The 26,995-nt window shown below is 61.5% G+C and carries 26 protein-coding genes and 1 pseudogene; 19 read left to right on the top strand and 8 right to left on the bottom strand.

Annotated elements, in window-relative coordinates; genetic code table 11:
• The first annotated feature begins 44 nt into the window (after positions 1-44).
• Genes ehuC through Q5701_RS14250 form a run of 9 tightly spaced genes read left to right on the top strand, consistent with a single transcriptional unit; the run spans position 45 to position 9,046 of the window.
• The gene (gene ehuC / locus Q5701_RS14290) at positions 45-704 is read left to right on the top strand and encodes an ectoine/hydroxyectoine ABC transporter permease subunit EhuC (RefSeq protein WP_306751647.1); all 660 of its coding nucleotides are present in this window, start codon (positions 45-47) and stop codon (positions 702-704) included.
• Positions 704-1,363 (top strand): ectoine/hydroxyectoine ABC transporter permease subunit EhuD, encoded by a 660-nt coding sequence (ehuD, locus tag Q5701_RS14285; RefSeq protein ID WP_306751646.1) that lies wholly within the window; start codon positions 704-706, stop codon positions 1,361-1,363. Before ehuC ends, ehuD begins: the two co-directional genes overlap by 1 nt.
• A complete protein-coding gene (locus Q5701_RS14280; protein ID WP_306751645.1) occupies positions 1,360-2,103 on the top strand; it encodes an aspartate racemase/maleate isomerase family protein in 744 nt (247 codons plus the stop codon). The genes ehuD and Q5701_RS14280 overlap by 4 nt, the downstream gene beginning before the upstream one ends.
• Positions 2,100-3,053 carry a hydroxyectoine utilization dehydratase EutB gene (eutB, locus tag Q5701_RS14275; RefSeq protein WP_306751644.1) on the top strand — a complete coding sequence of 318 codons (954 nt, stop codon included), beginning with the start codon at positions 2,100-2,102 and terminating at the stop codon, positions 3,051-3,053. Before Q5701_RS14280 ends, eutB begins: the two co-directional genes overlap by 4 nt.
• Positions 3,050-4,021 carry a cyclodeaminase gene (locus tag Q5701_RS14270; RefSeq protein ID WP_306751643.1) on the top strand — a complete coding sequence of 324 codons (972 nt, stop codon included), beginning with the start codon at positions 3,050-3,052 and terminating at the stop codon, positions 4,019-4,021. Before eutB ends, Q5701_RS14270 begins: the two co-directional genes overlap by 4 nt.
• A gap of 11 nt (positions 4,022-4,032) precedes the next feature.
• Entirely contained in the window at positions 4,033-5,214 is a 1,182-nt protein-coding gene (gene doeA, locus Q5701_RS14265; RefSeq protein WP_306751642.1) for an ectoine hydrolase DoeA, read from the top strand.
• Positions 5,215-5,217: 3 nt separating this feature from the next.
• Positions 5,218-6,228, top strand: a complete 1,011-nt coding sequence (gene doeB, locus Q5701_RS14260) for a N(2)-acetyl-L-2,4-diaminobutanoate deacetylase DoeB (protein WP_306751640.1) — start codon at positions 5,218-5,220, stop codon at positions 6,226-6,228.
• Positions 6,228-7,676 carry an NAD-dependent succinate-semialdehyde dehydrogenase gene (locus Q5701_RS14255; protein WP_373568662.1) on the top strand — a complete coding sequence of 483 codons (1,449 nt, stop codon included), beginning with the start codon at positions 6,228-6,230 and terminating at the stop codon, positions 7,674-7,676. The genes doeB and Q5701_RS14255 overlap by 1 nt, the downstream gene beginning before the upstream one ends.
• Entirely contained in the window at positions 7,676-9,046 is a 1,371-nt protein-coding gene (locus Q5701_RS14250; RefSeq protein WP_306755420.1) for an aspartate aminotransferase family protein, read from the top strand. Before Q5701_RS14255 ends, Q5701_RS14250 begins: the two co-directional genes overlap by 1 nt.
• Positions 9,047-9,593: 547 nt before the next feature.
• On the opposite strand, the pseudogene Q5701_RS22890 reads toward Q5701_RS14250, so the two are convergent.
• A pseudogene (locus tag Q5701_RS22890) lies at positions 9,594-9,740 on the bottom strand (helix-turn-helix domain-containing protein); the annotation flags it as partial.
• A gap of 45 nt (positions 9,741-9,785) precedes the next feature.
• On the opposite strand from Q5701_RS22890, the gene Q5701_RS14245 reads away from it, so the two are divergent.
• From Q5701_RS14245 to Q5701_RS14215, 7 genes are all read left to right on the top strand, one after another.
• The gene (locus Q5701_RS14245) at positions 9,786-11,111 is read left to right on the top strand and encodes an ROK family transcriptional regulator (protein ID WP_306751638.1); all 1,326 of its coding nucleotides are present in this window, start codon (positions 9,786-9,788) and stop codon (positions 11,109-11,111) included.
• Between the two features lie 132 nt (positions 11,112-11,243).
• Entirely contained in the window at positions 11,244-12,503 is a 1,260-nt protein-coding gene (locus Q5701_RS14240) for an ABC transporter substrate-binding protein (RefSeq protein ID WP_306751637.1), read from the top strand.
• Between the two features lie 127 nt (positions 12,504-12,630).
• Positions 12,631-13,485, top strand: a complete 855-nt coding sequence (locus Q5701_RS14235) for a carbohydrate ABC transporter permease (protein WP_306751636.1) — start codon at positions 12,631-12,633, stop codon at positions 13,483-13,485.
• On the top strand, positions 13,482-14,333 hold the full coding sequence (locus Q5701_RS14230; RefSeq protein WP_306751635.1) for a carbohydrate ABC transporter permease: 852 nt from the start codon (positions 13,482-13,484) through the stop codon (positions 14,331-14,333). Before Q5701_RS14235 ends, Q5701_RS14230 begins: the two co-directional genes overlap by 4 nt.
• 18 nt (positions 14,334-14,351) lie before the next feature.
• On the top strand, positions 14,352-15,443 hold the full coding sequence (locus tag Q5701_RS14225; protein ID WP_306751634.1) for an ABC transporter ATP-binding protein: 1,092 nt from the start codon (positions 14,352-14,354) through the stop codon (positions 15,441-15,443).
• On the top strand, positions 15,440-16,417 hold the full coding sequence (locus Q5701_RS14220; RefSeq protein ID WP_306751633.1) for an N-acetylglucosamine kinase: 978 nt from the start codon (positions 15,440-15,442) through the stop codon (positions 16,415-16,417). The genes Q5701_RS14225 and Q5701_RS14220 overlap by 4 nt, the downstream gene beginning before the upstream one ends.
• A 14-nt stretch (positions 16,418-16,431) precedes the next feature.
• The gene (locus tag Q5701_RS14215) at positions 16,432-17,436 is read left to right on the top strand and encodes an SIS domain-containing protein (RefSeq protein WP_306751632.1); all 1,005 of its coding nucleotides are present in this window, start codon (positions 16,432-16,434) and stop codon (positions 17,434-17,436) included.
• Positions 17,437-17,838: 402 nt separating this feature from the next.
• Here the strand turns inward: Q5701_RS14215 and Q5701_RS14210 are convergent, their stop codons facing one another.
• From Q5701_RS14210 to Q5701_RS14200, 3 genes are read right to left on the bottom strand one after another with little or no spacing between them, the layout of a single operon-like run.
• Positions 17,839-18,858: a phosphotransferase family protein gene (locus tag Q5701_RS14210; protein WP_306751631.1), complete on the bottom strand. Its 1,020-nt coding sequence runs from the start codon at positions 18,856-18,858 to the stop codon at positions 17,839-17,841.
• Positions 18,855-20,069, bottom strand: a complete 1,215-nt coding sequence (locus Q5701_RS14205; RefSeq protein WP_306751630.1) for an acyl-CoA dehydrogenase family protein — start codon at positions 20,067-20,069, stop codon at positions 18,855-18,857. Before Q5701_RS14205 ends, Q5701_RS14210 begins: the two co-directional genes overlap by 4 nt.
• A 9-nt stretch (positions 20,070-20,078) precedes the next feature.
• Positions 20,079-20,834 (bottom strand): SDR family NAD(P)-dependent oxidoreductase, encoded by a 756-nt coding sequence (locus Q5701_RS14200; RefSeq protein WP_306751629.1) that lies wholly within the window; start codon positions 20,832-20,834, stop codon positions 20,079-20,081.
• Between the two features lie 269 nt (positions 20,835-21,103).
• On the opposite strand from Q5701_RS14200, the gene Q5701_RS14195 reads away from it, so the two are divergent.
• The gene (locus Q5701_RS14195; protein WP_306751628.1) at positions 21,104-21,868 is read left to right on the top strand and encodes a DsbA family protein; all 765 of its coding nucleotides are present in this window, start codon (positions 21,104-21,106) and stop codon (positions 21,866-21,868) included.
• A gap of 518 nt (positions 21,869-22,386) precedes the next feature.
• On the opposite strand, the gene Q5701_RS14190 is transcribed toward Q5701_RS14195, so the two are convergent.
• Entirely contained in the window at positions 22,387-22,662 is a 276-nt protein-coding gene (locus Q5701_RS14190) for a hypothetical protein (protein ID WP_306751627.1), read from the bottom strand.
• On the opposite strand from Q5701_RS14190, the gene Q5701_RS14185 reads away from it, so the two are divergent.
• On the top strand, positions 22,652-23,032 hold the full coding sequence (locus Q5701_RS14185) for a DUF6481 family protein (protein WP_306751626.1): 381 nt from the start codon (positions 22,652-22,654) through the stop codon (positions 23,030-23,032). The two genes, Q5701_RS14190 and Q5701_RS14185, sit on opposite strands and share 11 nt — an antisense overlap.
• 337 nt (positions 23,033-23,369) lie before the next feature.
• On the top strand, positions 23,370-24,326 hold the full coding sequence (gene corA / locus Q5701_RS14180; protein ID WP_306751625.1) for a magnesium/cobalt transporter CorA: 957 nt from the start codon (positions 23,370-23,372) through the stop codon (positions 24,324-24,326).
• A 396-nt stretch (positions 24,327-24,722) separates the two neighbouring features.
• Here corA and Q5701_RS14175 read toward each other — a convergent pair whose 3' ends face one another.
• The 3 genes from Q5701_RS14175 to Q5701_RS14165 all read right to left on the bottom strand — a co-directional run bounded on the left by Q5701_RS14175 (position 24,723) and on the right by Q5701_RS14165 (position 26,978).
• On the bottom strand, positions 24,723-25,157 hold the full coding sequence (locus tag Q5701_RS14175) for a hypothetical protein (protein WP_306751624.1): 435 nt from the start codon (positions 25,155-25,157) through the stop codon (positions 24,723-24,725).
• 585 nt (positions 25,158-25,742) lie between these two features.
• The gene (locus Q5701_RS14170) at positions 25,743-26,639 is read right to left on the bottom strand and encodes a transglutaminase-like domain-containing protein (RefSeq protein ID WP_306751623.1); all 897 of its coding nucleotides are present in this window, start codon (positions 26,637-26,639) and stop codon (positions 25,743-25,745) included.
• 114 nt (positions 26,640-26,753) lie between these two features.
• Positions 26,754-26,978, bottom strand: a complete 225-nt coding sequence (locus tag Q5701_RS14165; RefSeq protein WP_306751622.1) for a hypothetical protein — start codon at positions 26,976-26,978, stop codon at positions 26,754-26,756.
• Positions 26,979-26,995 lie beyond the last annotated feature (17 nt).

Below are 26,995 nucleotides of genomic sequence, written 5' to 3'. Positions count from 1 at the left end.
GGATCCCGCCCGTCCATCCGACAGAAGAAAGGCGGCATCAGCGCATGGGCGACTGGTCTGGATATCTGACGCTTATCCTTCAGGGGGCATGGATCACCGTTCAGCTGACGCTGATGGGATCGGCCGTGGCACTGGTCATGGCCTTTGTCGCAGGGATGGGACGCATTTCCCGCCATGGGGCGCTGCGTTGGCTGGCGACGGTCTATATCGAGTTCTTTCGCGGCACCTCGATCTTCGTGCAGCTGTTCTGGATCTATTTCGTGCTGCCGATGACCGGTCTGTGGACGCCCACACCCATGCAGGCAGGCGTCCTCGCGCTTGGGCTGAACGTCGGCGCCTATGGGGCCGAGGTCGTGCGAGGCGCGATCCTGGCCGTGCCACGTGACCAATACGAGGCCTGCATCGCCGTGAACCTGACCCGCTTCCAGCAGATGCGCCATGTGATCCTGCCGCAGGCATTGCCGTTGATGCTGCCGACCTTTGGCAACAACGCCATCGAGCTTTTGAAGGCCACGGCTGTCGTGTCGCTGATCTCGCTGGCCGACATGACCTTCCAGGCACAGATCGTGCGGTCGCAGACTGGCAACACGCTGCTGCCTTTCGTTACCATTCTGATCCTTTATTTTGCGATGTCGTCTGCCATTTCCTTTGGGATGCGGCGGTTGGAGCGGCGCGTGACGCGCGGCCTGGACGGGGTGCGCTGATGGAATGGGACTGGGAATTCGCCTGGTCGATCCTGCCGCAGCTTCTGGCGGGCTTCAGGATCACCATCCTGGCCACCTTCCTGGGCGCCATTGTTGCCGCGGTCCTGGGGCTGGTCTTCGCGATCCTGCGCCGTTCATCCAGCCGGCTGGTGTCCCGAACCACCGGATTCGCGTTGGAATTCATCCGGGGCACGCCGCTGCTGGTGCAGCTTTACTTCATCTTCTATGTCCTGCCCGACCTCGGAATCCGCCTGCCTGCGCTGACCGCCGGGGTAATTGGCATGGGTCTGCATTATGCAACCTATGCAGCCGAGGTGTATCGCGGCGGCATCGAATCCGTGGCGCGGGGCCAGTGGGAGGCGGCGAAGGCCACCAACCTGACCGCGCGCCAGACCTGGATCCATGTGATCCTGCCGCAGGCGTTGCCGCCCATGATTCCGGCCATGGCGAATTACCTGCTGGCGATGTTCAAGGAAACGCCGCTTCTGTCCGCGATCACGGTGCTGGAGCTGATGAACCAGGCGCGATCCGTCGCCAACAGTTCCTATCGCTATGTCGAGCCGATGACGATGGTGGGCGTGATGTTCCTGATTGTCAGCGTGATTTCCGTGATCGCGCTGCGGTGGCTGGAACGCCGCTATGGGGGGGCCGGCAGATGATTGTGCTAGACCTGCCCGTCACGCTGGACAACCGCCCGCTGGCCCGCCGGGTGGGATTGGTCACGCTGGCGACTGATCACACGACCGAGGTCGATTTCAGCGTCCTGCCCGCGCATGGCATCGGCGTCTATGCCACACGCATTCCCTTTGCCAATCCCGTGACGCCCGAAACGCTGGCCGCAATGGCGGGGGACGTCACAATGGCGGCGGCGATGATCCTGCCGGATGAGGATCTGGATGCCGTCGTCTATAGTTGCACCTCGGCATCCGTGGTGATCGGCGACGACCGGGTGCGCGATGCGATCCGGGCGGGCAAGCCGGGGGCGGAACCAATCACCCCGATCTCGGCCGGCTTCGCGGCGCTGCGGGCGCTTGGCGCGGGTCGCATCACGCTTTTGACCCCCTATACGCCGCAAACGACGCAGCCGATGGCCGATTGCTTCGAAAGTGGCGGCTTTGCCCTGCAAGGCCTGTCCTGCCTGAACCTGGCAGATGATCGAGAGATGGCGCGCATTTCCAATGCGACGATCATCGAGGCCGCCCGTGCCGCCGTGACGCCGGGCAGTCAGGCCCTGTTTATCGCCTGCACCGCCGTCCGCGCCGCCGCCATTATCGACCGGATCGAGGATGCGGTGGGTCTGCCTGTGGTGTCGGCAAATTCCGCCACGCTGTGGGCCGCCGCGCGGGCCTGCGGCGTCGCCGATCCCATCGGTCCGGGCCAGTTGATGAGGATGCAATGACCTTCGACGAAATCCGTGCCGCTGCCGATCGCATCCAGGGTCATGTGATCAGAACGCCGCTGCTCCAAGATGAGGTTCTGTCGGCACAGCTTGGTCAGCCTGTCTGGCTGAAATGCGAACACCGCCAGATCACTGGCGCCTTCAAGCTGCGCGGGGCGACCAATGCGATCCTGTCGTTGGACCCCGGCCAATTGTCCCGCGGGGTCGTCACCGCTTCGACCGGCAATCATGGCCGCGCCCTGGCCCATGCGGCACGGGCGCTTGGCGTGCCTGCGACGATCTGTCTGTCCCGGCTGGTGCCCGCCAATAAGGTGCAGGCGATCCGCGACCTGGGTGCCACGGTACGGATCGTCGGCAACAGCCAGGACGAGGCGATGACCGAGGTTGCCCGTGCGGTCGCCGAGGAAGGCATGACCGAGATCCCGCCCTTCGACCATCCCGACGTGGTGGCAGGCCAAGGCACCATCGGCCTTGAGATCAACACCCCCGAAGCCGTGCTGGTGCCGCTGTCGGGTGGCGGCCTCGCGGCAGGAGTCGCGGTCGCGATCAAGGCGCTGTCGCCCAGGACGCGCGTGATCGGGCTAACCATGGACACGGGCGCTGCGATGGCCGCAAGCCTGCGCGCGGGACATCCGGTCGAGGTGCAAGAGGTCGCAAGCCTGGCCGACAGCCTGGGCGGTGGGATCGGGCTGGACAATCGCGTGACCTTTTCCCTCTGCCGAGATCTTCTGGATGATGTGATCCTGCTGACCGAGGCGGAAATCGCCGATGGCATCCGCCATCTCGGCCGTGCAGACCATGCTGTCGAAGGGGCGGCGGCGGTTGGAACCGCAGCCTTGCTGGCGGGCAAGATCCGCGCCCGGGGGCCGACCGTCACCATCCTGTCTGGCGGCAATATCGACCCCGCCCTGCACGCCCGCCTCATGGCCGGCGGATCGGAGGCCGGATGAGACCGCCGGTGAAAATCCTGACTGAGGCCGATCTGCGGACCCTCGTGCCCCTTGATCGTGACGCCGTGTCCTGCATCCGCGACGCCTTCCTGGCCCTTGCGACGAAACCCGTGGCCATGCCGCCGATCCTGCGGCTGGACATCCCCGAGCATCGCGGCGAGGTGGACGTGAAGACCGCCTATGTGCCGGGCTTGTCGCATTTCGCCATCAAGATTTCGCCCGGCTTCTTCGGCAATCCCGCGCTTGGCCTGCCCTCGACCAATGGCATGATGGTGGTCCTGTCTTCCACGACCGGCCTGGTCGAGGCGCTGCTGCTGGACAACGGCTATCTGACCGATGTGCGCACCGCCGCAGCCGGCGCGGTCGCCGCCGATGGTTTGGCGCGAACTGACGCCACACGGGCAGCCATCCTTGGCGCCGGGATGCAGGCGCGCATGCAGTTGCAGGCCCTGACGCTGGTGCGGCCCCTGACGGGCGCGACCGTCTGGGCGCGCGATCCTGCCAAGGCGCGGGCCTTCGCCGACGAGATGGGATCGGCCCTGTCGATCCCCGTGACCGCTGCCGCAACCGTGACAGAGGCCACGAGGGGCGCTGACCTGATCGTTACCACCACGCCTTCGGATCAGCCGATCCTGCACGAGGTCGCACCCGGCACGCATGTCACCGCCATGGGTTCGGATGCCGAGCACAAGAACGAAATCGCCCCCGGCCTGATCGCCGTCGCGCATTATGTCGCCGACCGCCTGTCGCAGACCCGCACACTGGGTGAGCTGGCACATTCGCCCCTGGTGGGCCACGACTTTCCCGAACTGGGCCAAATCCTTGCCGGGCAAGCGCCTGGGCGGACCGAGGAAACCCAGATCACCCTGGCCGACCTGACCGGGACCGGCATCCAGGATACCGCCATCGCCACCCTGGCCCTTGCCCGCGCGGCACAGGCCGGGGCTGGCCAAGACTTCACCCTCTGAAAGCAACCCCAATGACAGATGTCACATTGAAATTCACGCGAGAGGAATATGCCCAACGCCTTGCCAAGACCCGCCGGGCGATGGAAGAGAAAGGCGTCGGTCTGCTGATCGTGACCGATCCGTCCAACATGAACTGGCTGACCGGCTATGACGGCTGGTCTTTCTATGTCCATCAATGCGTTGTCGTTCCCCCGGATGGAGAACCGATCTTTTTCGGGCGCGGCATGGACGCGGTGGGCGCGCGCTTCACCGCCTATCTGGCTCAGGAAAACATCATCGGCTATCCTGACGATTACGTCCAGAATACTCAAAAACACCCGATGGATCTGTTGTCCTCGATCCTGAAGGACAAGGGCTGGGGCGCGAAACGCATCGGCGTCGAAATGGACAATTACTGGTTCACTGCCGCCGCCTTTGCAGCGTTGCAAAAGCACCTGCCCGACGCCCGGTTCAGCGACACCACGGGCCTGGTCAACTGGCAGCGGGCTGTGAAATCGCCCACGGAACTGGACTATATGCGCAAGGCTGGCGCCATCGTCACGAAGATGCACGAACGCATTTTCGAGAAGATCGAGCCGGGGATGCGCAAATGCGATCTCGTGGCCGAGATCTATGACGCGGGCATCCGCGGCACCGATGGTTTCGGCGGCGATTACCCCGCCATCGTGCCACTGCTGCCATCGGGGCGAGACGCCGCGGCCGCGCATCTAACCTGGGACGACCGGCCGATGCGCGCAGGCGAAGGCACGTTTTTCGAAATCGCCGGATGCTTCAACCGTTATCATGCGCCCCTGTCGCGGACCGTGTTCCTGGGCAAGCCGCCGCAGGTGTTCCTTGAGGGCGAACAGGCCGTTCTGGAGGGAATGGAGGCCGGGCTGGAGGCCGCGCGCGCGGGCAACACCTGTGAACAGTTCGCGGGCGCGTTTTACGCCGTCCTCAAGAAATATGGCATCGTCAAGGACGGGCGCACCGGATACGGCATCGGCGTCAGCTATCCGCCTGACTGGGGCGAACGCACCATGTCGCTGCGTCCCGGCGACAGGACCGTGCTGCAACCCGGCATGACCTTCCATTTCATGACCGGCCTGTGGTCGGACGAGATGGGGCTGGAAATTACCGAATCCATCGCCATCACCGAAGGCGCGCCGGAACTGCTGGCAAGCGTGCCGCGCAAGTTGTTCGTGAAGGACTAGGCCATGTTGCAAATGCCGCTGACGCCCTCGCCCATCACGGCAACGGTGGATTTCTCAGGCCCTGGGGTCAGCCACGGCTTCCTGCGCCTGCCCTATTCGCGCGACGACGCGGCTTGGGGGTCGATCATGACCCCCATCACTGTCGTGAACAACGGCGAAGGGCCGACCGCGCTGTTGACGGGCGCAAACCATGGCGACGAATACGAAGGGCCGATCGCGCTGTTCCACCTGGCCTCGACCATCCGGGCCGAAGATGTCACGGGCCGCATCATCATCGTGCCCGCGATGAACTATCCGGCCTTTGGGACGGGGACGCGGACGTCGCCCATCGACCGGGGCAACCTGAACCGCAGCTTTCCGGGCCGCCCGGACGGCACCGTCACGCAAAAGATCGCGGATTACTTCCAGCGTGTGCTGCTGCCCATGGCCGATGTTGTGCTGGATTTCCATTCGGGCGGCAAAACGCTTGATTTCCTGCCCTATTGCGCCGCCCATGTCCTGCCCGACAAGCGGCAAGAGGCGCAGTCCTTCGATCTGGTGCGGGCCTTTGGTGCGCCCTGGTCTGTCAAGATGCTGGAGATCGACGCGGTCGGCATGTACGACACCGCGGCCGAGGAGATGGGAAAGACCTTTGTCACCACCGAACTGGGCGGCGGCGGAACTGCCACCGCCCGCAGCGCGGGCATTGCCAAGCGCGGGCTGAAAAACCTGCTGATCGCGGCGGGGGTGATGCAGGGCGAGGTCCAGGCACAGCCGACCCAATGGCTGGATATGCCCGACGAGGACTGTTTTACCTTTGCAGAAGATGGCGGGCTGATCGAGTTCCTGGCCGATCTGGGCGATGCCGTCGAACAGGAGCAACCCGTGGCCCGCATCTTTCCCGTGACCCGCACCGGCTTGCCGCCGGTCATCGTCCATGCCCGACGGTCCGGCGTGATGATGGCCCGGCATTTCCCCGGCATTGTGAAACCCGGCGATTGCGTCGCCGTCATTGGCGTAGAGGTGGACGAATGATGTCCGACAGGAACTTGTGGCGCGAAGACGCCTTTGTGAACGGCCAATGGATCGGGACCGACCGTTTCGCCGTGACCGATCCGGCGACTGGCCGGACCATCGCGCAGGTGGCGAAACTGGATGCCGCTGCCGCGCGTGCCGCCGTCGATGCCGCCCAGGCCGCCTTTGCTGCCTGGGCTATGGCGCTGCCGCAGGAACGCGCCGCGATCCTGTATCGCTGGTTCCAGCTGATCCGCGACTACCGCGATGATCTGGCCCGGATCATGACCGCTGAACAGGGCAAGCCCCTGTCGGAAGCGCGTGGGGAAATCGATTATGCCGCGAGCTTCGTCGAATTCTATGCCGAAGAAGCCAAGCGCCCGAATATCGAAAGCGTGACCTCGCATCTGTCCACCGCCGAGATGGAGCTTTGGCGCGAACCCGTGGGCGTCGCGGCCCTGGTCACGCCCTGGAACTTTCCCTGCGCGATGATCACCCGCAAGGCGGCAGCGGCGTTGGGGGCGGGCTGCACGGTGGTCATTCACCCTTCCGCGGAAACGCCGCTGTCCGCGACGGCTTTGGCGGAACTGGCTGACCGTGCGGGCTTTCCGGCGGGCGTCTTCAACGTGGTTCCGGGCAATGCGCCCGAAATCGTCGGCGAATGGTGCGCCGATCCGCGTGTGCGCGCCCTGTCCTTTACCGGCTCGACCCAGATCGGCAAGCTGCTTTATCGCCAGTCGTCCGACACGGTGAAACGGCTGGTGCTGGAGTTGGGCGGGCACGCGCCGTTCATTGCCTTTGCCGATTGCGATCTGGATCTGGCGGTCGAGGAAGCGATCAAGGCCAAGTTCGCGACATCCGGCCAGGATTGCCTCGGCGCCAACCGCTTCCTGGTCGAGCGCCCGATCTATGACGACTTCTGCCGTCGTTTCACCGCTGCCGCTGCCGCGCTGACGATGGGTCCAGGCACGGATGACCGCGACCTTGGCCCGCTGATGAACGAAGGCGCCGTCCGCAAGCAGGAAGAACAGGTGGCCGACGCATTGGCCAGGGGTGCCCGTCTGCTGACCGGCGGAGCCCGCGACGACCTGGGACCGCTGTTCTACAAGCCGACGGTTCTGGCCGATGTCGCGCCCGACTCGCTGATCTTTCGCGAGGAAACCTTTGGCCCCGTCGCCGCCATTGCCCCCTTCGACGCCGAGGACGAGGCGGTGGCCATCGCAAACGCGACCGAATACGGTTTGGTCGCCTATGTCCATTCCCGCGATCCGCGCCGGATCTATCGCCTGTCCCGCGCGCTGCAATTCGGCATGGTCGCCGTGAACCGCACCAAGGTCACCGGCGCGCCGATCCCCTTTGGCGGCATGAAGCAATCCGGCCTCGGCCGCGAGGGCAGCCGCCACGGCCTCGAGGCCTTTACCGACATCAAATACGTCTGCCGCGACTGGGCCGACAGAAGGAGCGCATGATGCTGACGAATGACGAACTGTCCAAATGGGACCGCGAAAGTCTGTTCCACCCTTCGACGCATCTGGGCCAGTTCGCCCGGGGCGAGGGCGCGCAGCGCATCATCCAGGGGGCCGAGGGTGTCCACATCATCGACCGCGACGGCAACCGCCTGCTGGACGGGTTCGCGGGGCTTTATTGCGTGAACGTGGGCTATGGCCGCACGGAAATCGCCGATGCGATCGCGAAGCAGGCGCATGAGCTGGCTTATTACCACGCCTATGCGGGGCACGGGTCCGAGGCCTCGATCACCTTGGCCAAGATGGTGATGGACCGCGCGCCCAAGCACATGGCGCGCGTCTATTTCGGCTTGGGCGGGTCGGATGCGAACGAAACCAACATCAAGGTAGTCTGGTATTACAACAACATCCGCGGCCTGCCGCAGAAGAAAAAGATCATCTCCCGCTGGCGGGGCTATCACGGCTCAGGCCTGATGACCGGTAGCTTGACGGGGCTGGAACTGTTCCACAAGAAGTTCGACCTGCCCTTGGCCCAGGTGATCCATACCGAGGCGCCCTATTATTTCCGCCGCCCCGACGCGGGCATGACCGAGCAGCAGTTCAGCGCCCATTGCGCCGAGGAACTGGAAAAACTGATCGCGGCCGAAGGCGCCGACACCATCGCGGCCTTCATCGGAGAGCCGGTCCTGGGCACCGGCGGCATCGTGCCCCCGCCCGCCGGTTACTGGGAGGCGATCCAGAAGGTGCTGGCACGCCATGACATCCTGCTGATCGCGGACGAGGTAGTGACGGGCTTTGGCCGCCTGGGATCGATGTTCGGCAGCGACCATTATGGAATGACCCCCGACATCATCACCTGCGCCAAGGGCCTGACCAGTGCCTATGCGCCGCTTTCGGGTTCAATCATCGGCCAGAAAATCTGGGAGGTGCTGATGCAGGGCAGCGACGAAAACGGCGTCTTCGGCCATGGCTGGACCTATTCCGCCCATCCCATCGGCGCCGCGGCGGGCGTCGCCAACCTGAAGCTGATCGATGACCTGGGGCTGGTCCAGAACGCGGGCAAGGTGGGTGCCTATCTCAATTCCCAAATGGCAGAGGCGCTAGGCGATCACGCGCATGTGGGTGAGATACGCGGCGAAGGGATGCTTTGTGCAGTCGAACTGGTCAAGGACAAGGGGTCGCGCCAATTCTTTGATGCTTCCGCGGGAATGGGCGCCAAGGTCGTCGCAGCCATGTTGCGCCGAGGGGTAATTGCCCGCGCCATGCCGCAAGGCGACATCCTGGGCTTTGCGCCACCCCTATGCCTAACTGAGGCCGAGGCCGACATCATCGTCGGTGTCACCGTCGAGGCCGTCCGTGAGATCCTAGGCTAAGGGCCTTGAAACCAAGAATGGCATCATGCTCGCGTTGACCTCCATACTTGGCGGTCGACCAAGCTTGGTCCCATCGGCAGTATCGACGTTTACCGAAGCAGGCCAAACCCCCGCTTCGACGGTATCGGTGCCTTCAACCTGCCGCTATCTTCGCGCGGAACTGCTGAAAGCTGTCAGGCACATCATCAACGCCCAGCTGATGTGTCATTAGTGCTCAAACAACTCGCGCCGTTTGCAGTGTGCTCGCACCAGCGGTGCTGCCCCGCTTACCGTTCGCCACGCCACCTGCACGAGAATTCAAGGCTTGCGCGTCCGCATGCCCCCCGAGGTTTCGGCTGCGGTTCCCCGTCGGACGCTCTAACAGGCCACGCCGTTGGCGCCGATAATCAACAGCCGCCGCAGGGACCATTTGGCCCAGGAAAAACACACCTTTGGCACTATGCTTATCGGCACCATCCTGCCGTAGGTCGTGAGTTGTGCCATAATACCCGTTGATCGCGATCGCGGTATAGCCGCCACGAGAGTGGCGTGCGCCGATCGAGTGGTCCGGTTTACCGTAAGAAATACCACCACCGGGATTGAGATAGCGGCGGACTGTGTTGCGGGCGCAGCCGAACTCTTTCGACAGCCGCTTCGCCCCCTTAGCCCAATTCGTGCAGCGGCATCATTGTGCCACCTCCTCTGCCTGAAGCATTTCCTTTCCATGCGTCAACCTCGATCATTCAACAAACTTTGAAGCATGGCCCCTCATCTGTCCTTCCTATCGGAAAGATTTGAGAGGGACAGGTCTAGGGTTGGTCAGGGGGTTGGTTTGTCAGTTCGCGTGGCAGGACCGGGTGTTGTGCCCGCTGGTCCATTTAATGAAAAATCCTTAGAAGCGGACTATAGGCCACCAATTCCGCTGCTGCGAGTAACTATGATCCGCCCGTCCCTGGTTCTTACCAGCAGTGCACTTAGCGTGCTGCACACCCTGGTCGAGGCTGGGCCGTCAACTCGGCCCCAGCTTGGCCAACAGCTTGGTTTATCGCGTCCGACAATGTCTGCAGCCATCTCTGAGCTTGCCAGGGCCAGAGTCGTAGAGCCAATCGGTGCTGTCCAAGGGGGAACAGGACGCCGGGCGATCGAGTATCGGGTAGCAACGTCGGCGGGTCACGTCATGGCTGTAGATGCTGGCTCGACACATGTGAGACTGAGGCTCAGCACACTTGATCGGCGGCTTTTGTATTCCAGCCTGCATCCCTTGTCGAAAAGCCACTACTCCATGGCACCGGAGATTAGCAGCGTGGTGGCATCGGCGGTGGCCGACGCGCTTGTCAACACGGATCAGGAGTGGGGACAGTTGCATGGAATGGTGATCGCACTGCCGACGCGGGTCGTAGGGCCCGAAGGGGATACTGCCGCGACCCAGCAGGATGTGATCTACTCCAACTTTACCCCGCCATCCGGCATCGACGTGCTGCTGATGAACAACGTCAATTGCGCAGCGGTGGCCGAATATCATTATGGGGTGGCAAAAGGCCGTCAAACCTTTGCCTTTCTTCAGGTCGGCGTGAAGATCGGGTTAGGGTTGATGTTGAATGGTCAGGTTCTTCAAGGCGTCAACGGAGCAGCAGGTGAGGTAGGCCATATCGCCTTTCCATTTGGTCCCGGGATGAAACCTGTTCCTGGCGAGGTGGAACGGTACATTGGGACCGAGGCGTTTCTGGCGAGGGTCCGCACGGCGTGGCCTGTTACCAGTGGTAATCCTCCAGCTGATACCTATGAACTTCTGGCCCGGGCTGGCGAGGGGGACGAGACAGCGCTTCATTACGTAGAAAGTCATGCAGCAGACATAGGCGCAGTTATCGCTACATGTGTCAGCGTGATTGATCCAGGTCTCGTTGTGTTGGGTGGAGGCTACGGGGCCTCTCCGCTGCTACGTCCAAAGGTCGAAGATGTCGTGAAGCGCCTGGCCTTTCCTGTTGATATCACGACCAGCAGCTTAGCGTCAGAAGCGACAGTTCTTGGCGCGGAGCGTCTGGCAGCAGAACGTGCACTGAGCTCAATGCTGAAGTCCACAGGCTAACCTGGCCAAAATCAAACGAACATTTTGAGACGATGCGAAAAAGTTCTTGCCGGACCAAGTTCGTTTGTTAAGCTGCCTAACAATCAAACGCCGGATCATCAAAGAATCGGCCTTTCGACGGGAGAGAAGTGCATGATGACCAAGAGAACTGCTGCAAGCTTGCTTGCCTTGTCCATCGGCCTCGCGGCGGGGACTGCGGCTGGTGCGCAAAGCCTTGAGTACTGGGTGTACTCGGACTTTGCTCAGGGGGAGGCCCTGGCTCTGCAAGAAGAATTCATCAAGGAATTCATCCAAACCCATCCTGGTGTCACCGTAAACATCGTCGGTAAGGGCGACGACGACTTGACTGCAGGACAAATTGCCGGCGCGGCTAGTGGCAACCTGCCAGATGTCTTCATGAACGGCATCGGCGTGGGCGCGCAACTGGCGGATATCGGCGCCCTTGCCAACATCCATGAAAAATGGATGGCTATGCCCGAGGAATTCCGTGCCCAGTTCAACAAGAGTGCGGTTGAGAATTGCTCCCCTCGTCCTGAAGAGATGTACTGCATCCCCTATACCGGCTACGGCTCGCTCTTGTTTCGTAACCTGACCGTGCTGGAAGAAGCTGGCATAGACACCTCCAAGCCGCCCGCCGACTGGGCCGAGTGGTTGGATCAGATGAAGAAGGTCAAGGACGCGGGCAAGTTTGCAATTCCCGATCAGGCTCTTGTCTTCAATTCCATTGCTGAAATGTACGCTGTTTCCGGCGACGTTTCGACCTGGGGCATCGACTGGGAGGCAAAGAAGACGCGGATCGACCCAGCGGTCATGACGAAAGTTCTGGAAAAATTCGTGGAGATGAAGCCGCTGACGTCGGGCACGAGCCGCAACGACCAGGCGACGAAGGATCTGTTTGTCACTAACCAGCTTGCTTTCCATTCGATCGGGCCGTGGGTCAATCCAACCTATGCCGAGGCCGCCGAGAACAGTGGCCTTAAATATGACTTTGTGCTGCTACCCGGGGACACAGCCGACAAGCATGGCGGGATAAAGAATTTCGAGATCGTCGGGGTTGCTCCTGGTGAGAACTTTGATGTGGCGTGGGAATTTGCAGCCTACATCACAGAAAAAGATCAGATGGCGCGGTGGGCAAAGCTTTTGTCCCGCTACAACTCGAATGACGCAGCTATGGCTGAGCCCGGTGTGTCGGATCTCCCGCTGATCGCTGTCTCGGTCGAGGCGGTCGCCGCAACCATGGATGTCAACCCACCCTACCTAATCCAACCCGTTCCGGCCTGCTATTCCTCGATTGTCGTGGATTATGTCTCTGCTACCGCTGACGGCGATTTCACGCCCGAAGAAGGGGCCGAGGAAATGATCGCCGAACTGAACGACTGCATCGCAGGCTGATATTCAAACAAAGCTGCGTCTCGCTTGTCAGAAAGCGGGACGCCCTGCGCAGGACTGCTTACGGCAGTCCCCAGCACCGACAGGATAAACGATGCGACCCCTCCGACATCACCTGCCACATTTCATCATGATCGCTCCGTTCATGGTGCTCTTCGCGGCGTTCTTCCTCTATCCCATTCTCAGCGGGCTCTACTATAGTTTCCATGACTGGAACGGGGTCCGAGACCCGGTCAATGTTGGCCTTGGCAACTACGAGAAGCTGCTGGCATCCCGTGACTTCTCACGGGCGATGTGGAACTTGTTCCGCTATATTCTAATCACTGTTCCCCTTGGGCTAACGGTGGCTTTCTGCCTGGCTCTGCTGGTGGACAGCTTTACCGGTCGATGGGCAAACTTCTTTCGCAATGCCTACTTCCTGCCGGTCGTATTGCCTGCCTTTCTGGCAGCAACGATCTGGCGGTGGATTTATGCGCCGAATTTCGGGCTTCTGAACATGATGCTGGGCTGGGTCGGTGCTCAGCCTATCAGCTTCCTCAATGATACCGGTACAATGCTCTATGCGCTAATCGCAGTAGACATTTGGGTGTCGGCCGGGTTCAACATGGTCATCATCCTGGCAGGATTGAAGAACATTCCTGCCGATCTCTACGAGGCGGCCCGTCTGGATGGTGCCAACAAGTTCCAGCAGGTGATCCACATCACCATCCCGATGTTGGCTCCAGTTCTCTTCTTCGTCCTGACTTACGCGATCATTTCGGCAATGCAGGTGTTTGACACGCCTTGGCTTCTGACCGGATCGTCCTTCTCAGAATACGGCGGGCGGAGGGGTGCGCTTCTGTTCCCGGTCATGGATATGATGGGCCGTGCGTTCGGCGGCGTGCAGTTCGGCTTAGCCTCCGCCTATGGCTTTTTGCTCACCATCGCGATCATTGCCGTGACGGCGGTCCTCTTCCTGATCCGCAGCTGGAGGCAGCGTCCATGACCGCATACTTCCCCGAAAGATCTGTCTCGATCTGGACAGTCTTAAAATGGATCATCGCCGTCTTGATCGCCGTAATCACGATCTTTCCCATTTGGTGGATGGTGAACGTGGTCTTTTCCCTACCCGGCGAGCCGGTGGCCATCAATCCCCGACTGTGGCCGACTTCGCTGTCGGCCGGGCTGGAAAAGATTACAATGATCTTCACCCAGACGGGCTATCTGCGAGCCTATGGCATTTCACTGGCCTATGCCCTCCTAACGATCCTTGGCGTGATCCTGGTAGGCTCTCTGGCCGCGTTCGAATTTGCGCTGTTTGAGTTTCCTGGCAAGCGTGTCCTGTTTGGCATCGTGATGCTGTCGCTGATGGTGCCAACGGCAGTGACGATCATCCCGACCTATCTGCTGACGTCAGAACTAGGCTGGCTGAACACCATGCGCGGTCTGGTCATTCCCGGCCTTGCATCGGCCTTCGGCCTTTTCATGCTGGTGCAGTTCATGGGTGCAATTCCCAAGGACATGATCGAGGCGGCGCGCCTAGACGGGGCAGGTCATTTCCAGATCTACTGGCACGTTGCGCTCCCCCTGTGCCGCAATGCTCTGGTCACGCTAGCGATCCTGACCTTTATGCAGACGTGGGGCAACTACATGTGGCCGCTGATCGTGACTACGACGCCCGATATGTACACGGTCGGCCAAGTCGTCGGGCTGTTCAATGCGCCTCTGTCCCATCAGACGGTCGATGTCGTCATGACCGCCAACCTACTCGCCGCGATCCCGCCATTGCTGTTCTTCCTCATCTTCCAGCGGAAGATCGTCGAAGGCATTGCGATGTCGGGCACCAAAGGCTGATCGGAGTATCGTGAAACAATGGCTTTTCTTGAAATCAAATCCCTCCACAAGAGTTTTGGAGCCCTCAGCGTTCTGGACAACATCGACCTATCGATCGAGAATGGCGAGTTCGTCGTTTTTGTCGGCCCGTCAGGTTGCGGAAAATCAACGCTGCTCCGGATGATCACTGGACTGGAAACGCCGTCCGCGGGAACCATCTCCCTCGAAGGCGAAGTGATCAACAATGTTGATCCGGCCAAGCGCGGAACAGCAATGGTGTTCCAGTCTTACGCGCTCTACCCCCATATGACGGTGTTCCAGAACATTTCGTTCGGCCTGCGCATGTCGCACATGCCCAAGGCGCTGATCCGGGACCGCGTTAACAAGGCCGCGGCCATTCTGCGCCTGGACAAGCTGCTTGATCGAAAGCCGGGGCAGTTGTCGGGCGGACAAAAGCAGCGCGTGGCCATCGGACGCGCAATTGTCCGCGAACCGCGAGTGTTCCTGTTCGACGAACCTTTGTCGAACCTCGATGCTGAGTTGCGTGTGCAGATGAGGGCCGAGTTGCTGGAGCTGCACAGCAGGCTGGGCACCACGATGATCTATGTCACCCACGACCAGGTCGAAGCGATGACCCTTGCAGACAAGATGGTGGTGATGAGTGGCGGAAAGGTCCAGCAATATGGCCGGCCGCTCGATCTCTATGATGATCCCGACAACAAATTCGTCGCCGGTTTCGTGGGTTCGCCCAAGATGAATTTCCTGTCCGCGCGCGCAATGGATAGCGCCCAGGCCGATCTGGCCGCCGGCGGCACCGTCATGCTGCCGGCCGGCGTTCGCGTGGCGCCGGGCATGCAGATCGACCTTGGTGTGCGCCCCGAACACCTCCGGGTGCTTCCTGAAGGAGAGGCCGTGGCGGATGATAACTTGGCAGTTTCGGGAAAGGTTGCTCTCATTGAGGATCTAGGTGCGGAATCCTACCTGCATCTGCAACTATCCGATGGAACGCGTATCGGTGTGAGGGCCGAAAGACATGCTGCACACCTTGGCGACGAGGTGGCGGTGGCGATTGCCAGCAACCGTGCCCTTGTTTTTGATGCTACGGGCGAACGCCTGCGGGCCTGCGCATGAGCTCCCTTGCAACATTGCCTGATGGGGCCCTCGTCGGCGTCGATATCGGCGGCACCAAGACCGAAATCTGTCTCGGACGTTATGAAGAAGGCAGACTGGTCAAGCTGCGCGAAGTGGTGCTGCCCAGTTCATCCTGGCGTGGTCGCGACTTCGCCTCCGATGCTGACAGCCTGCTGCGTCTGATACAGGATCTGACCGGGGAAACAGCCTTGGTGGCGATTGGCGTTGGGGCGCATGGCTGTGACGACGACACTGAATGCAATGCCTTTGCCGAGGCCTTGCGGGCCAGGACATCCGTGCCGCTGCGCGTCGTTAATGATGCCGAACTGATGCCCTTGGCCATGGGACGGCTGGGCCAGATCGGTCTGGTTGCGGGAACCGGCTCAATTGCGGTGTGCCGTGACGACGACGGCCGGATGATCTCGGCCGGAGGGTGGGGCTGGCTGATCGGTGACGACGGCAGCGCCGCAGGGCTGGTTCGGGAAGCCGCGCGCACCATCGCGCGCGCACTGGATACGGGCGCCACCACCGATGATCCGCTGATCTACCGAATGTACGCCTCGCTTGGTCAGCCGGAACTGCCTCGCTTGGGTAGCGCCCTGGCTAGCAGGGGGAACGCGGCAGCCATTGGAGCCCATGCCCCGGCCGTCTTTGACGCCTATGTCGAGGGATCGCCCCTGGCCCGCCGCGTGATTGTCGAGGGCGCTGAGGCTTTGGCCGATCTGGTGGTAAATCTCCGGCTGCGCGGCAGCACGGCTTCTCATGTCGTTGCGGGAGGAAGCGTCATCGTGTCGCAGCGACCCCTCTGGGATGCGTTTGTCGCAGCCATCCAGATCCGCAGTGACGGTCAGGTCACGCCGCAGCTTTTCGAGGGCCATCCCGTCGATGGCGCTTGCCGCCTCGCAGCGGAAATCACGAGCAACCGGGACGTCGATGCCTTCGAACTGTCCCCGGAGCATTCCCACAAAGTCTGAAGAAGGAAAGACAGATGAGCTATCGTTCCACAATTGCGCGCCAGCCTGAGGCGCTTGCCGACACGCATGCAGCCGTCATCCGCCAATTGGCCGACGCAGACCTTTCAACACTGCTGCAACCTGTCATTGGTGTCACGGGCATTGGTGCCAGCTTTGCTGCCGCCGTGGTCGGAGCCGCGGAATTGCAGGCCAAAGGCTGCCGCGCTTCCGCAATCCGTGCCTGCGACATGGCGGCTGGACGTGATCTCGCGGATACCCTGATTGGTCTTTCCGCCGGCGGCCGCAGCATCGAAACAGTTATGGCTTTTGAAAAGCTGGCCTCGGCTAAGCGTATTGGTATCAGCAAGGATGGGGCAGGACCGCTGGCTGCAGCCTCTGATTTTCATCTGGAGATTGCACAGGGGCAGGACGCTACGCCTTCGAGTGTCGGCTATACCGCGACGCTGCTCGGCATGGGCATGTTGGTCGAAAGGCTTCTGGGGGCTTCAAACGACAGCTTCTCGGGATTGCCTGTTGTTGTACAGCGGACACTGGCTGATGCTGGAAGCAAGATGGATCGGTTGGGAGAGCTTTTTGCAACGCGGCGCGCGATCGACTGCGTGGGCGCGGGGGCCGCGCTTGGCACGGCCGATGGAGCCTCCCTGTTGATCCGCGAAGCTGCACGAATTCCAGCTTCCGCCTATGATACGCGGCATTATCTCCACGGACCGCTGGAGGCGATGGACGACTCCACTGGGGTCGTCATCATCGGTGACGATCGCGAAGTTGAGCTGGCTCACCAGGTTGAGAAGATCGGCTGCCCGGTCCTCTTGATCACCACAGACAAATCCGTGTCTGACAGCTCGCTTCTAACAGCCATTCACGTTCCCGCCTTCGGTAACCTAATCGCTCAAGGGATCGTGGATATCCTTGCGCCGCAACTCCTTGCCGCCCAGCTTTCTGATGCTGCGGGCTTGACCGACGTGAAGTTCCGGTACCGAATGCAAGACACGAAGGTGAAGACTGAGGCAGCGGCCTGATCTTCGGCCCGGAAGTAGCTTTCGTGCACTTCCGGGCAAAACCGCGATCACCGACAGTCAGGCCTTTTGGCCGAATAACAGTGCGTTCTGCCCCATAGCTCTGACACCGCCGCATAAGCGAGCTGTCATACACCCTCGTCATTCCATAAGACCCGATACAGGCGTGAGCAGGACTGCAGATGCAGTCGCTGCCCACCATCTTGTTTCGATAATTTCGGAATCCCATCTGCGAACGTCATTTAGTTCACAGAACCGGGTCTGTGCATCTTGGCAGACCATGCACCGGTGACGGCTTTCGCAGCAACGACTCCGATGCCCGAGGGCGCCAGCTCGCCGCAAAGGCCAATGGCTGTGCGCGCTCCGTCTAGGATAGTAGGTGGCTCGGGTTACGAATGCCGCGTTTCAGATGGTTGCAGAAGGGGGCGGCGTCTCGCCAAGGACCTGCCAAGCGCGGTCGGCCAAGCGATTGGCCAGCGGCGCATAGCGCCCGGCCTCGGGATCGGCCGCATTGCCCGCGTGGGCACGGTCGGCGATGCCCACGAAGATAACAGCAAAGCGGAACAGCGCGAAGGCAATGTGGAAAGGCTGCGGCGCGGGCACCTGAGGCAGCATCGCGCGATAGGCGTCCACGAACTCGGCCTTTGTCGGGATGCCTGGTGTCTCTGCGCCCAAGATGCCGCCATATTCATCGGGACTGGTGTGGAACGGCATCACCACGAAGCCCAGATCTGCCAGCGGATGCCCGATGGTGGACAGTTCCCAGTCCAGCACGGCGATGACACGTGGCTCGGTGGGGTGAATCAGCATGTTGCCCAGCCGGAAGTCACCATGCGCGATCGAGGACAGCCCGTCATCCTCCGGCTGCAACGCGGCCAGCCTTTCGGACAGCGCTAGAAGCAAGGCATCATCCGCGAAGCTCGACGCCTTCAGCTGGCCGGTCCAGCGGTGCAACTGGCGCGCGAAGTAGTCCCCCGGACGGCCGAAGTCCGAGAGACCGACAGCCGGGGGGCGAATGGCGTGCAGGCGGGCCAGGGTGTGGGCCATCGAGAGGTAGATTCCGCGTCGTTCAGCCGGGGAAAGGTCCGGCAGGCGACAGTCGGAGAAGACCCGGCCCTCGACGAAGTCCATCAGGTAGAAGGGCGTGCCCAGAAGGTCGGGGTTGTCGTGGAACAGCAGCGCCCGAGGCACCGGGACATCGGTGTCCTGCAACGCCCTCATGACCCGGAACTCGCGGTCGATGGCATGGGCGCCGCGGAGGATTTCGCCCGCCGGCTGCTTGCGCAGGACCATGCGGCGGGATCCATGATCGACGATGAAGGTCGGGTTGGATTGCCCACCGCCGATCCTGGTCAGTCGGGTTTCACCTGGTCCGAATTGGTCGGCCAGGAAGGGATGCAGGCGTTCGGAGGTCACGTTGGTCATGCCGCGCCCTCCTCGACAGGCCAAGACCAGAAGTCCCTCCCTTCGCTGCCCAAGTGACGATTGAGGATCATCTTGTGAACCTCGTCCGCACCATCGACCAGGCGGGCCTGCCGGGCATAGCGATAGATCCATTCCAGGACCGTATCCTTAGAATAGCCCCGCGCGCCGTTGATCTGGATGCCGGTATCGGCGGCGCGGTGCAGCAGGCTCGCCACATGGATCTTGGCCATCGACACCTCTTTCTGCGCAAAACCGCCGCGATCCAGTTCCCAGGCTGCGCGCATCACCAAAAGCCGCCCGATCTCGATATCGGCGGCCAGCGTCCCAAGCATGATTTGGACGCTTTCGCGGTCGGCAAGCCGGATCCCGAAGCCCTCGCGGCGTTCGGCATAATCCCGGGCGATCTCGACGCAGCGCCGGGCAAGACCTAGCCACCGCATGCAATGGGTCAGGCGCGCGACGCCAAGCCGGGTCTGCACCACCTTGAGGCCGCGCCCTTCCTCCAGCAGCAGGTTCGCGGCAGGGATGCGCAGGCCGTCGAACTCCAGTTCGCAATGGCCGCCATGTTCCTCGGGGCCCATGATCGGGATGCGGCGCAGGATGCGCCAGCCGGGGTCGTCGCGGTGGAACAGGAAGCAGCTGTGGCCGCGACGCGGATCGTCACTGGTGCGGCCCAAAAGGATGAAGTGTTCGGCCTCGGCCGCGCCAGTGATGAACCACTTGCGGCCATGGACGACATAGTCATCGCCGTCGCGTTGGGCGCGGGTCAGCATCATGCCGGGATCAGATCCCCCGCCCGGGGCGGGTTCGGTCATCACGAAGGCCGACCGGACCCGCCCTTCGGCGATCGGCCGCAGCCATCTTTCCTTCTGTTCCGAAGTGCCCAGGGCCTGCAACACCATCATGTTGCCGTCGTCTGGCGCGGCCGAATTGAAGACCACCGGTCCGAAGATCGAACGGTTCATCTCCTCGTAGCAGACCGCCATGCCGATGCGCGACAGCCCCTGGCCACCGTTCTCGGGCGACAACTGCAGGCACCACAATCCTTCGGCCCGGGCCTGCGCACGCAGGTTCGCCAGCAGGGGCAGGGCGATGTTCTCATGCTCGTCATAGCTGGCCGGATCGGCTTCCAGCGGCAGCAGGCGATCCGCCACGAAGGCGGCGATGCGGCAACGGTAGTCGTCGATCTGCGGCGATATCTTGAAGTCCATCGAAATCCCTTAAAGGCTGGAGCAGAGATGGCCGCCATCGACCACGATTGACGAGCCTGTCATGTAGGCGGCACCGTCCGAAAGAAGCAGCCGCAACGGCGCATCGAGGTCCGAAAGCTGCCCTAGCCTGCGCTGCGGGATCCGCCGGATCAATGCCTGCCCCGCCTCGGTGGCGAAGAAGTCGCGGTTCAGCGGCGTCTCGATATAGCCGGGGCAGAGTGCGTTCACACGAATGCCAAAACGGGCCCATTCCAGTGCCAGGGCCTGGGTCAGTTGCACCACCGCGGCCTTCGACGCGGTATAGGCGGCAACGTTGCCCGCAACTCGGAAACCCAGGATCGATGCCACGTTGACGACTGATCCGCCACCGTCGGCGCGCATCCTGCGACCCGCGGCCTGGGCCACGTGAAAGACGCCCTTCACGTTGGTATCCAGGATCGCGCCGAATTCGCCCGGGTCTGTATCGATAGCCGGGCCGGTGGCAGTGACACCTGCGTTGTTGACCAACCCGTTGATCTGGCCCTCGACCTGCGAGAAGGCCTGCGCGACCGAAGCCGGGTCGGACACGTCCATCTCGACCGCCTGGGCCAGGCCGCCGGCGCTGCGGATGGCGTCAACCTGAGCTGCGGTCTTGTCGCGGCTGCGAGCGGCCAGGATCACATGCGCGCCGTCCCGGGCCAACAGCTGCGCGAAATGCGCGCCCAGACCGCTGGAGGCGCCCGTCACCAGGATGGTCTTGCCGGTTACGCCCATGGAATTGTTCATTGCTCGCTGCCCCCCGCCAGCCAGTCCCGCTCGGCCGTGTCCCAAGCCTCGAGTGCCTGACATCTATGCGATGCTTCAGCCGGGTACCCCCATCAGAATATTTCCCTGAGATCGACCATTGTAAGACTGCAATGGTCTGGGATGGCATTGCATATCAACATGCGACGTGCGGTGCGACGGCCGACAAAAGCGGGCGCTCGCGGAAGGCTTGAGACTGGCAAAAGACTCGTTGGTTTGAACCAGCGAACACATGAGTAACAAGAGGTCCCATGGCAAACCGTCGACAATTTCTTTTCCTCGCCGGCGGACTGGCTGTCTGGGTCGGAGCGTTTCGTCTTGTCCCACAGATAGCTGCCCAACTTGATGGAATTGAGTTCAGCCCGCTGCAGCAGGTTCCGGGCTTTCGCACCCTATCATCCACCGCCAGAACAAGTTCGCCAGGGAGCGGAAGCTTCGACTTCATGGCAGGACTTACGCCTGTCGAGCCTCTGCCAGCGCGTCTGATGCAGCAGGTCAAAGCTGCTCCTGAGAGATACTTGTTCAAAGCCATGGATGTCGGCAGCAATACCACCCCCGTGGCATACTTCTTCGACTACTACTGCCCTTATTGCCGCGTGCTCTCAGCGCATCTGACGGAGCTTGCCGCTGCTTCGGAAATCGTCGTGACGCGTCAGCATTGGCCGATCTTCGGTGAAGCCTCCCTATTGGCCGCCCGAGCCTCGCTGGCGGCAGAGATGCAGGGCGATACTGACAAGCTACACGGCAGGCTGTTGCGAACTGCAGGGCAGGTGACGCCGCAGTTCTTGCGTCGCATCGCGGGAGATGTGGGCCTGTCCTGGTCCCGGATGGTGCAGGACATGCAGGCACCTGCCGTCACTGCCTCGCTAGAACGCGCTCGCGCGCTTGCGCGACTTTTTTCCTTTATCGGTACGCCAAGCCTCGTGGTCGGCAGGACTGTAGCGGAGGGAGAAATATCACAGTCCCGCCTGCGCGACCTTGCCCGGCTGGAGCGTTCGGGAAGCCGAGGAATGTAAGACATACAGGCACATCTGGCGAGCATTTCCGGTCAGGCATAGTTGGCAGTTTTCTGCGGTTTGAAGATAACCGGAATATCGAGCATCACCCAGCGGGATCAGACAGCCATCCAACGCTGTCCTGGCCCAGCCAACAAGACATTCCTTCGGCATCCCTGCTTCTTGCCACCAAGCTCAGCCTGCAATCACACGTCTGTGCCTTTGCAAAAGTGGCCGCCCTGGGAATAAAGAGCATGCTGAAGAACCAGTCTGGGGAAGTAAACTCGCGTTCTTCCGAACCGTATCCCCAACCAGCCATATAGCCTCGTCAGTTTTGGTCAACGCGCCAGCTCTCCCATCGAGAATGCCGCAGGCCTCAGCGTCAGAACGTCGCTTTCCCCTATCCGCTCCATAACACCCGTTGTTGCTCCGGGAGAATGTAGGCGCAGAGTAGAATTGTCGCGAACTGGCAAAGTTGATTTGCCGTCCTTGTCTGCAGCAGGCCGCAGGACGCGTCCGCCATGTCACACGACACGCGATCATCCGGCAGCGGGGTCGGGGAAGGTCACAGCCCGGCGGTACAGGTGCCAGGTCGCGTGCCCCAGGACCGGCAGCACCACGATCAGCGGATAATGCGCGGCGCCGTGTTCGACCGCCCCCCGGGCCACCAGGCGGCGGGTGTGGCGGCGGGCAAGGATCAACTCTGCCCCGCGCAGCAGCAGGAGAAAGGCGATGACCGTCTGTCCAGCCGGAACAAGAAAAGACCCGACCGGTTTTGATCCCTGAACGACCTGGAGCAGAGATATGAGAAACATCAAGAAGACCGAACTGTCTGAGCGCCGCAGCACGTCCACAGACGCAAAAGCCGCCCTTCTTCAGGCTTATCGGGCCGCGAAGGAAGCCGCCGAACCGCTGCGCGAGGCCCGACAGCAGGAGCGCATTCAGATTGCCGAAGCGCGGGAAGCGCGCCAGGCTGCGCGCGAGCAGACAAAGCTTGAGGAGCAGGCTTGTCTTGAAAGAGAAGCCCGGGACCGTGAGGCCGCCATTGCCAAGGCAGCCACGGCAGAAGCTGACGCCCGAGAGGATGCCCACGACAAACGCATTGCCCGTGTTCTTGACGATGAGGCCATGCGCAAGGCGATGCGGGACCAGAGATACGCTGCTCGGAAAGCACGCCAGGGCTGAGAGGCCGCAGGACGTCCTCCCTGATCCGGATCCCAAGCAGACCTGGTCGCCAAGCGCTCTAACTAGGGGCGCTTGTTGGCAATGAGACCTCCGGGGAACTGAGAGATACCGACCAGGAGCGGCAATCGGATCCCATCCTGCAGAGGAAGATCAGCCCGCGGTAGGCGCCGATCACGTGTCAGCCACAAAACCGGAGCATTTTGCGGGGGGTCGTCGTTTTTCGCGCGCCTTGCGACCGGTCATATCTGTTGTTTCATCCTGCATCCGCTGACCGGGTGGCTTTACGAAGCCACGTCCGAGGGCTACTCGCACAGCCTGATGTTCTCAGGGGGGCGCCATGATCCGTGCATTTGAACTGGCCGCAGATCGGCTGAAGCCCGTCGCGGCGGATGCCGCGTCCGTAGTCTGGTGGGATCTCGTCAACCCCGGCTCGGAAGAGAGAACAGGCCTGGAGCATCGCCTGGCTCTCGAACTCCCCACCCGCGAGGACATGGAGGAAATCGAGATCTCCTCACGGCTATATTCCGAGGACGGCGGGCACTTCATGACGGCGCTGCTCCCGTCGCAAACCGATGGTGATGACGCGGTCATTCAGCCGGTGACGTTCATTCTTTGTGATCACCGGCTGGTGACGATCCGCTACATCGAGCCGAGCGCCTTCACGACCTTCCCGCAGCGCGCCGAAAAAACCGCGCTCGGCCTGACCAGTGGCGAGACGATCCTGTTGGGTCTTCTGGAGACAGTCGTGGACCGTCTGGCCGACATCCTCGAACGGGCCGGGCGGGAAATCGACGCGATCTCGCGCAGCGTGTTCGGCCAGAAGGGGACGGCCGCGCGAAAGGACGCCAACTACAAGACGACGCTGGAAGAGATCGGGCGCAAGGGAGACTTCACCTCGAACATCCGCGACAGCCTTGCGACCTTGGAGCGTGTTCTGGCCTTCCTTGGACCGAAGCTCACCCAAGGTGACAAGGCGGTCCGCGATCAACTGAAGGCGCTCGCATCGGACGTGCGATCGCTGACCGACCACTCGGGCTACATGGCGCAGAAGATCACCTTTCTGCTCGATGCCACGCTGGGCCTGATCAACATCGAGCAGAACGGGATCATCAAGATCTTCTCTGTGGCAGCGGTTGTCTTTCTGCCGCCCACATTGGTCGCGTCGATCTATGGCATGAACTTCGCGTTCATGCCGGAACTCCAATGGACCTTCGGCTACCCCTTTGCGATCGGGCTGATGATCTTGTCTGCAGTCCTGCCATATTTCTATTTCAAGCGGCGCGGCTGGCTTTAAAGCACTTCTGCGAAAACCTGAGTCGGGGATTTCCAGTCGGTCTGTTTGTGATTGATCCTTTCAGCACCGCGCCCGTGTAAAACAGACCCGGCGTGACTGGCTGGAACGGGGCACTTCTTTCATGCGGCGGCAGCCTGAACAGCTCGTGTTCATTGACGAACCGCAGGTCCGCGCAGCGAAACCTCCGTGAAGATAAACCTGACCTGGCTGCGAGGGCGCCCCCGGCGCGGCCAGCGGCTCCGGATGTACGCGCCTTTTGGTGGCTGGGGCACGCAGACCTTTATCGCAGGCCTCCCGTCAGAAGGGCTCATCGCGTCTTGGGTGTTGACCTTGTGGAGCAGCAGCCAAATGCCATTCGTCTGAATTACGCGGCAGTCGAGAGTTCCTGAAGAAGAGTCACCGCGGCTGTGGCGATGTCACAGTCCCGATCCATCGCTTGATCCTGTTGCCAACGGTCGTGCCTTTCTTCGCCTCCAGCTCCAGTGCCTGCACATCCTGAACAGGCAAGTTACCTTCATCTGGACTGACCGTTTCAGAGGGGGACGCCAAGCCGACGCCTGTGGCCGGGGCGTCCAGGAGGGCATCGCGCTTCAATGCCATAGTGAGGTAGGACGACGAAATCAGTCGCATTTCCGTGGGTCCCGAGTTTTGCCCCCTGCCGTATATCATCAGATAGGCCCCTGTTTCCCTGTAAGCGGCGAAGCTGAGACCCTCGAGCAACTCTTCCTCAACCAGCACCTCATAGCGACCGGGAGGGAATTGCTCTGGTGAGCCAGGCACAACGAAAGGATGCTTGAATTCAACGATGGAGGTCGACGAGCGCGTGGACATCTGATTTTCCTTGCATGGAACACCGCTGGGGTCGCGGAAGACAAAGCCTGATCATGAAAACGGCTCATCGAAGCGATAAGCGGGAAGGCAAGTGAGGTTTTACCGGTAGCAGATAGCGGCGTCCCTTCCGCGGTAGCATTTGGGCGAAGGATAAAGACAAAGTCTGACGCCGTCTGACCCGTTCAAGCCTTCACCTGATTGCAACCTTGCTCAGACGAGGGGCTTCTCTTCTCCGAGACACCCAGGCGTTCGGAGTGACCGCAATCCGGCAAAGGATCGCGGGGCGGCTTGTTCGGATTGTCGGCGAAGCCTCGGGTCCCCATGGGGGGTCCTCCATATGTCACAGGCAGAATAGTCTGCTGCGACCTTGAAGATATGGGGGGTCAGCGGGCAGATTGCATGGCCGTCCCCAGAACTATTGCGTAAGCTCGTTATTGCGCGTCAGCTTGACCTCGTTGCTGGCCTCGTCTGCCTTCCTCCGCAGATGAGGTGATCAATAGCGCCGGCAATCCGGCTTGCTGGTGGCCCAGACTTGCTCAGATAAAAATCATGGGAGAGACTTGATCTCTTCCCATCCTGTCGTTGTCACGACGACCCGGCCATGGCCATGGCCAGCGTCAGGGCAGGGGCTTCCGGCAGGTGCTCCAGCTCTTTCAGGACATCGGCCTGCGTCATGCCTGCGGGAAGTTCATCCGTCCACACGCGGAACATGTCCAGGTGGTAAGTCCCAAAGGACGTGATCATGGCGCCGTCCGCCGCATCGCGCCCCCGGACCATCAGAATGCGCCCGATCCGGGGCGTGTTGTAGCGGGCATCAAAGGTATACCAGCGGTCCTCCAGATAAACCTCGAACCAGGCGCAAAAATCGCCAGGACCTGACGGCGGAACGCCGATATCTCCCAAATAGCCGCTCGCATAGCGCGCCGGAATGTTCATGGCGCGGCAGAGCGCAATGGCAAGGTGCGCAAAATCCCGACATACGCCTGTCGCCTCGGCCATGGCGTGGGTGGCAGTTTTCGTGGGTCGTCCGAACTTGTAGCCGAAGGTCAGATGGTTGTGGACGAAGTTGCAGATCGCCTGAACGCGCGCCCAGCCAGGCTTTGTGCCGCCAAACAGATCCCAAGCTTGTTGCGACAGCATGTCGGCTTCGCAATACCGGCTGGCCGTCAGAAAAGGCAGCGTCTCGGGGGGCAGGTGCGCCACCTCATGCTGTCGGGCGTTCCAGTCGAAGACGCCCGGCTCTCCGTCGATCTCGATGACGTCGTCGGACCAGAGGCGTGATATTCCCCGAGGCGCTACCAGCCGTGCCCGCCGGTTGCCGAAAGGGTCGTGGAATTCTTCAACCGACACGGACGGCTCTGTCAGGATCTTGTTGGCGCCAAGGATGCGGCCAGGGACGGAAGGGTGGGGCGAGAGTGCCAAGATCAACGGAAGCGGCCCGGGCGTGCTTATGACGATCTCGAAGCCGAAGCGGACAAGCATGAGGGCCTCCTTGCAAATAGCGGATGAGATCGGAGGGCTGTCCAGGCAAAGGGCCGTATCACACCCGATGGGATAGATGGCAGTCCATACGAATAGCCCGAGCAGCTCACCTTATCACGGATGCTGTAGGTCCGCCCCAGAAGAAAGCCCGATCCGAGCGAGATCTTCCATGATGGTGCCGTATGGTTCGGTCACGTTCACCAGAGTGCCATCGCTCAGCTTGATTTCCGTGCCTGCATCGTCTGCCACTTCCCTGATAGAAATGATGTGCTCGACAGCAACGGCAACCCTGCTGGGCGGTCGTCCCGGTTCATTCAGATGAAATACCACGAAAGTCATCTGGCTTCTCCTCGCAC

It is taken from the genome of Paracoccus actinidiae, from assembly GCF_030863885.1.
In the GTDB taxonomy this organism is placed as follows: domain Bacteria; phylum Pseudomonadota; class Alphaproteobacteria; order Rhodobacterales; family Rhodobacteraceae; genus Paracoccus; species Paracoccus everestensis.
The sequence above is the reverse complement of the archived record's forward strand: the minus strand, read 5'-3'. Positions and strand labels throughout refer to the sequence as shown.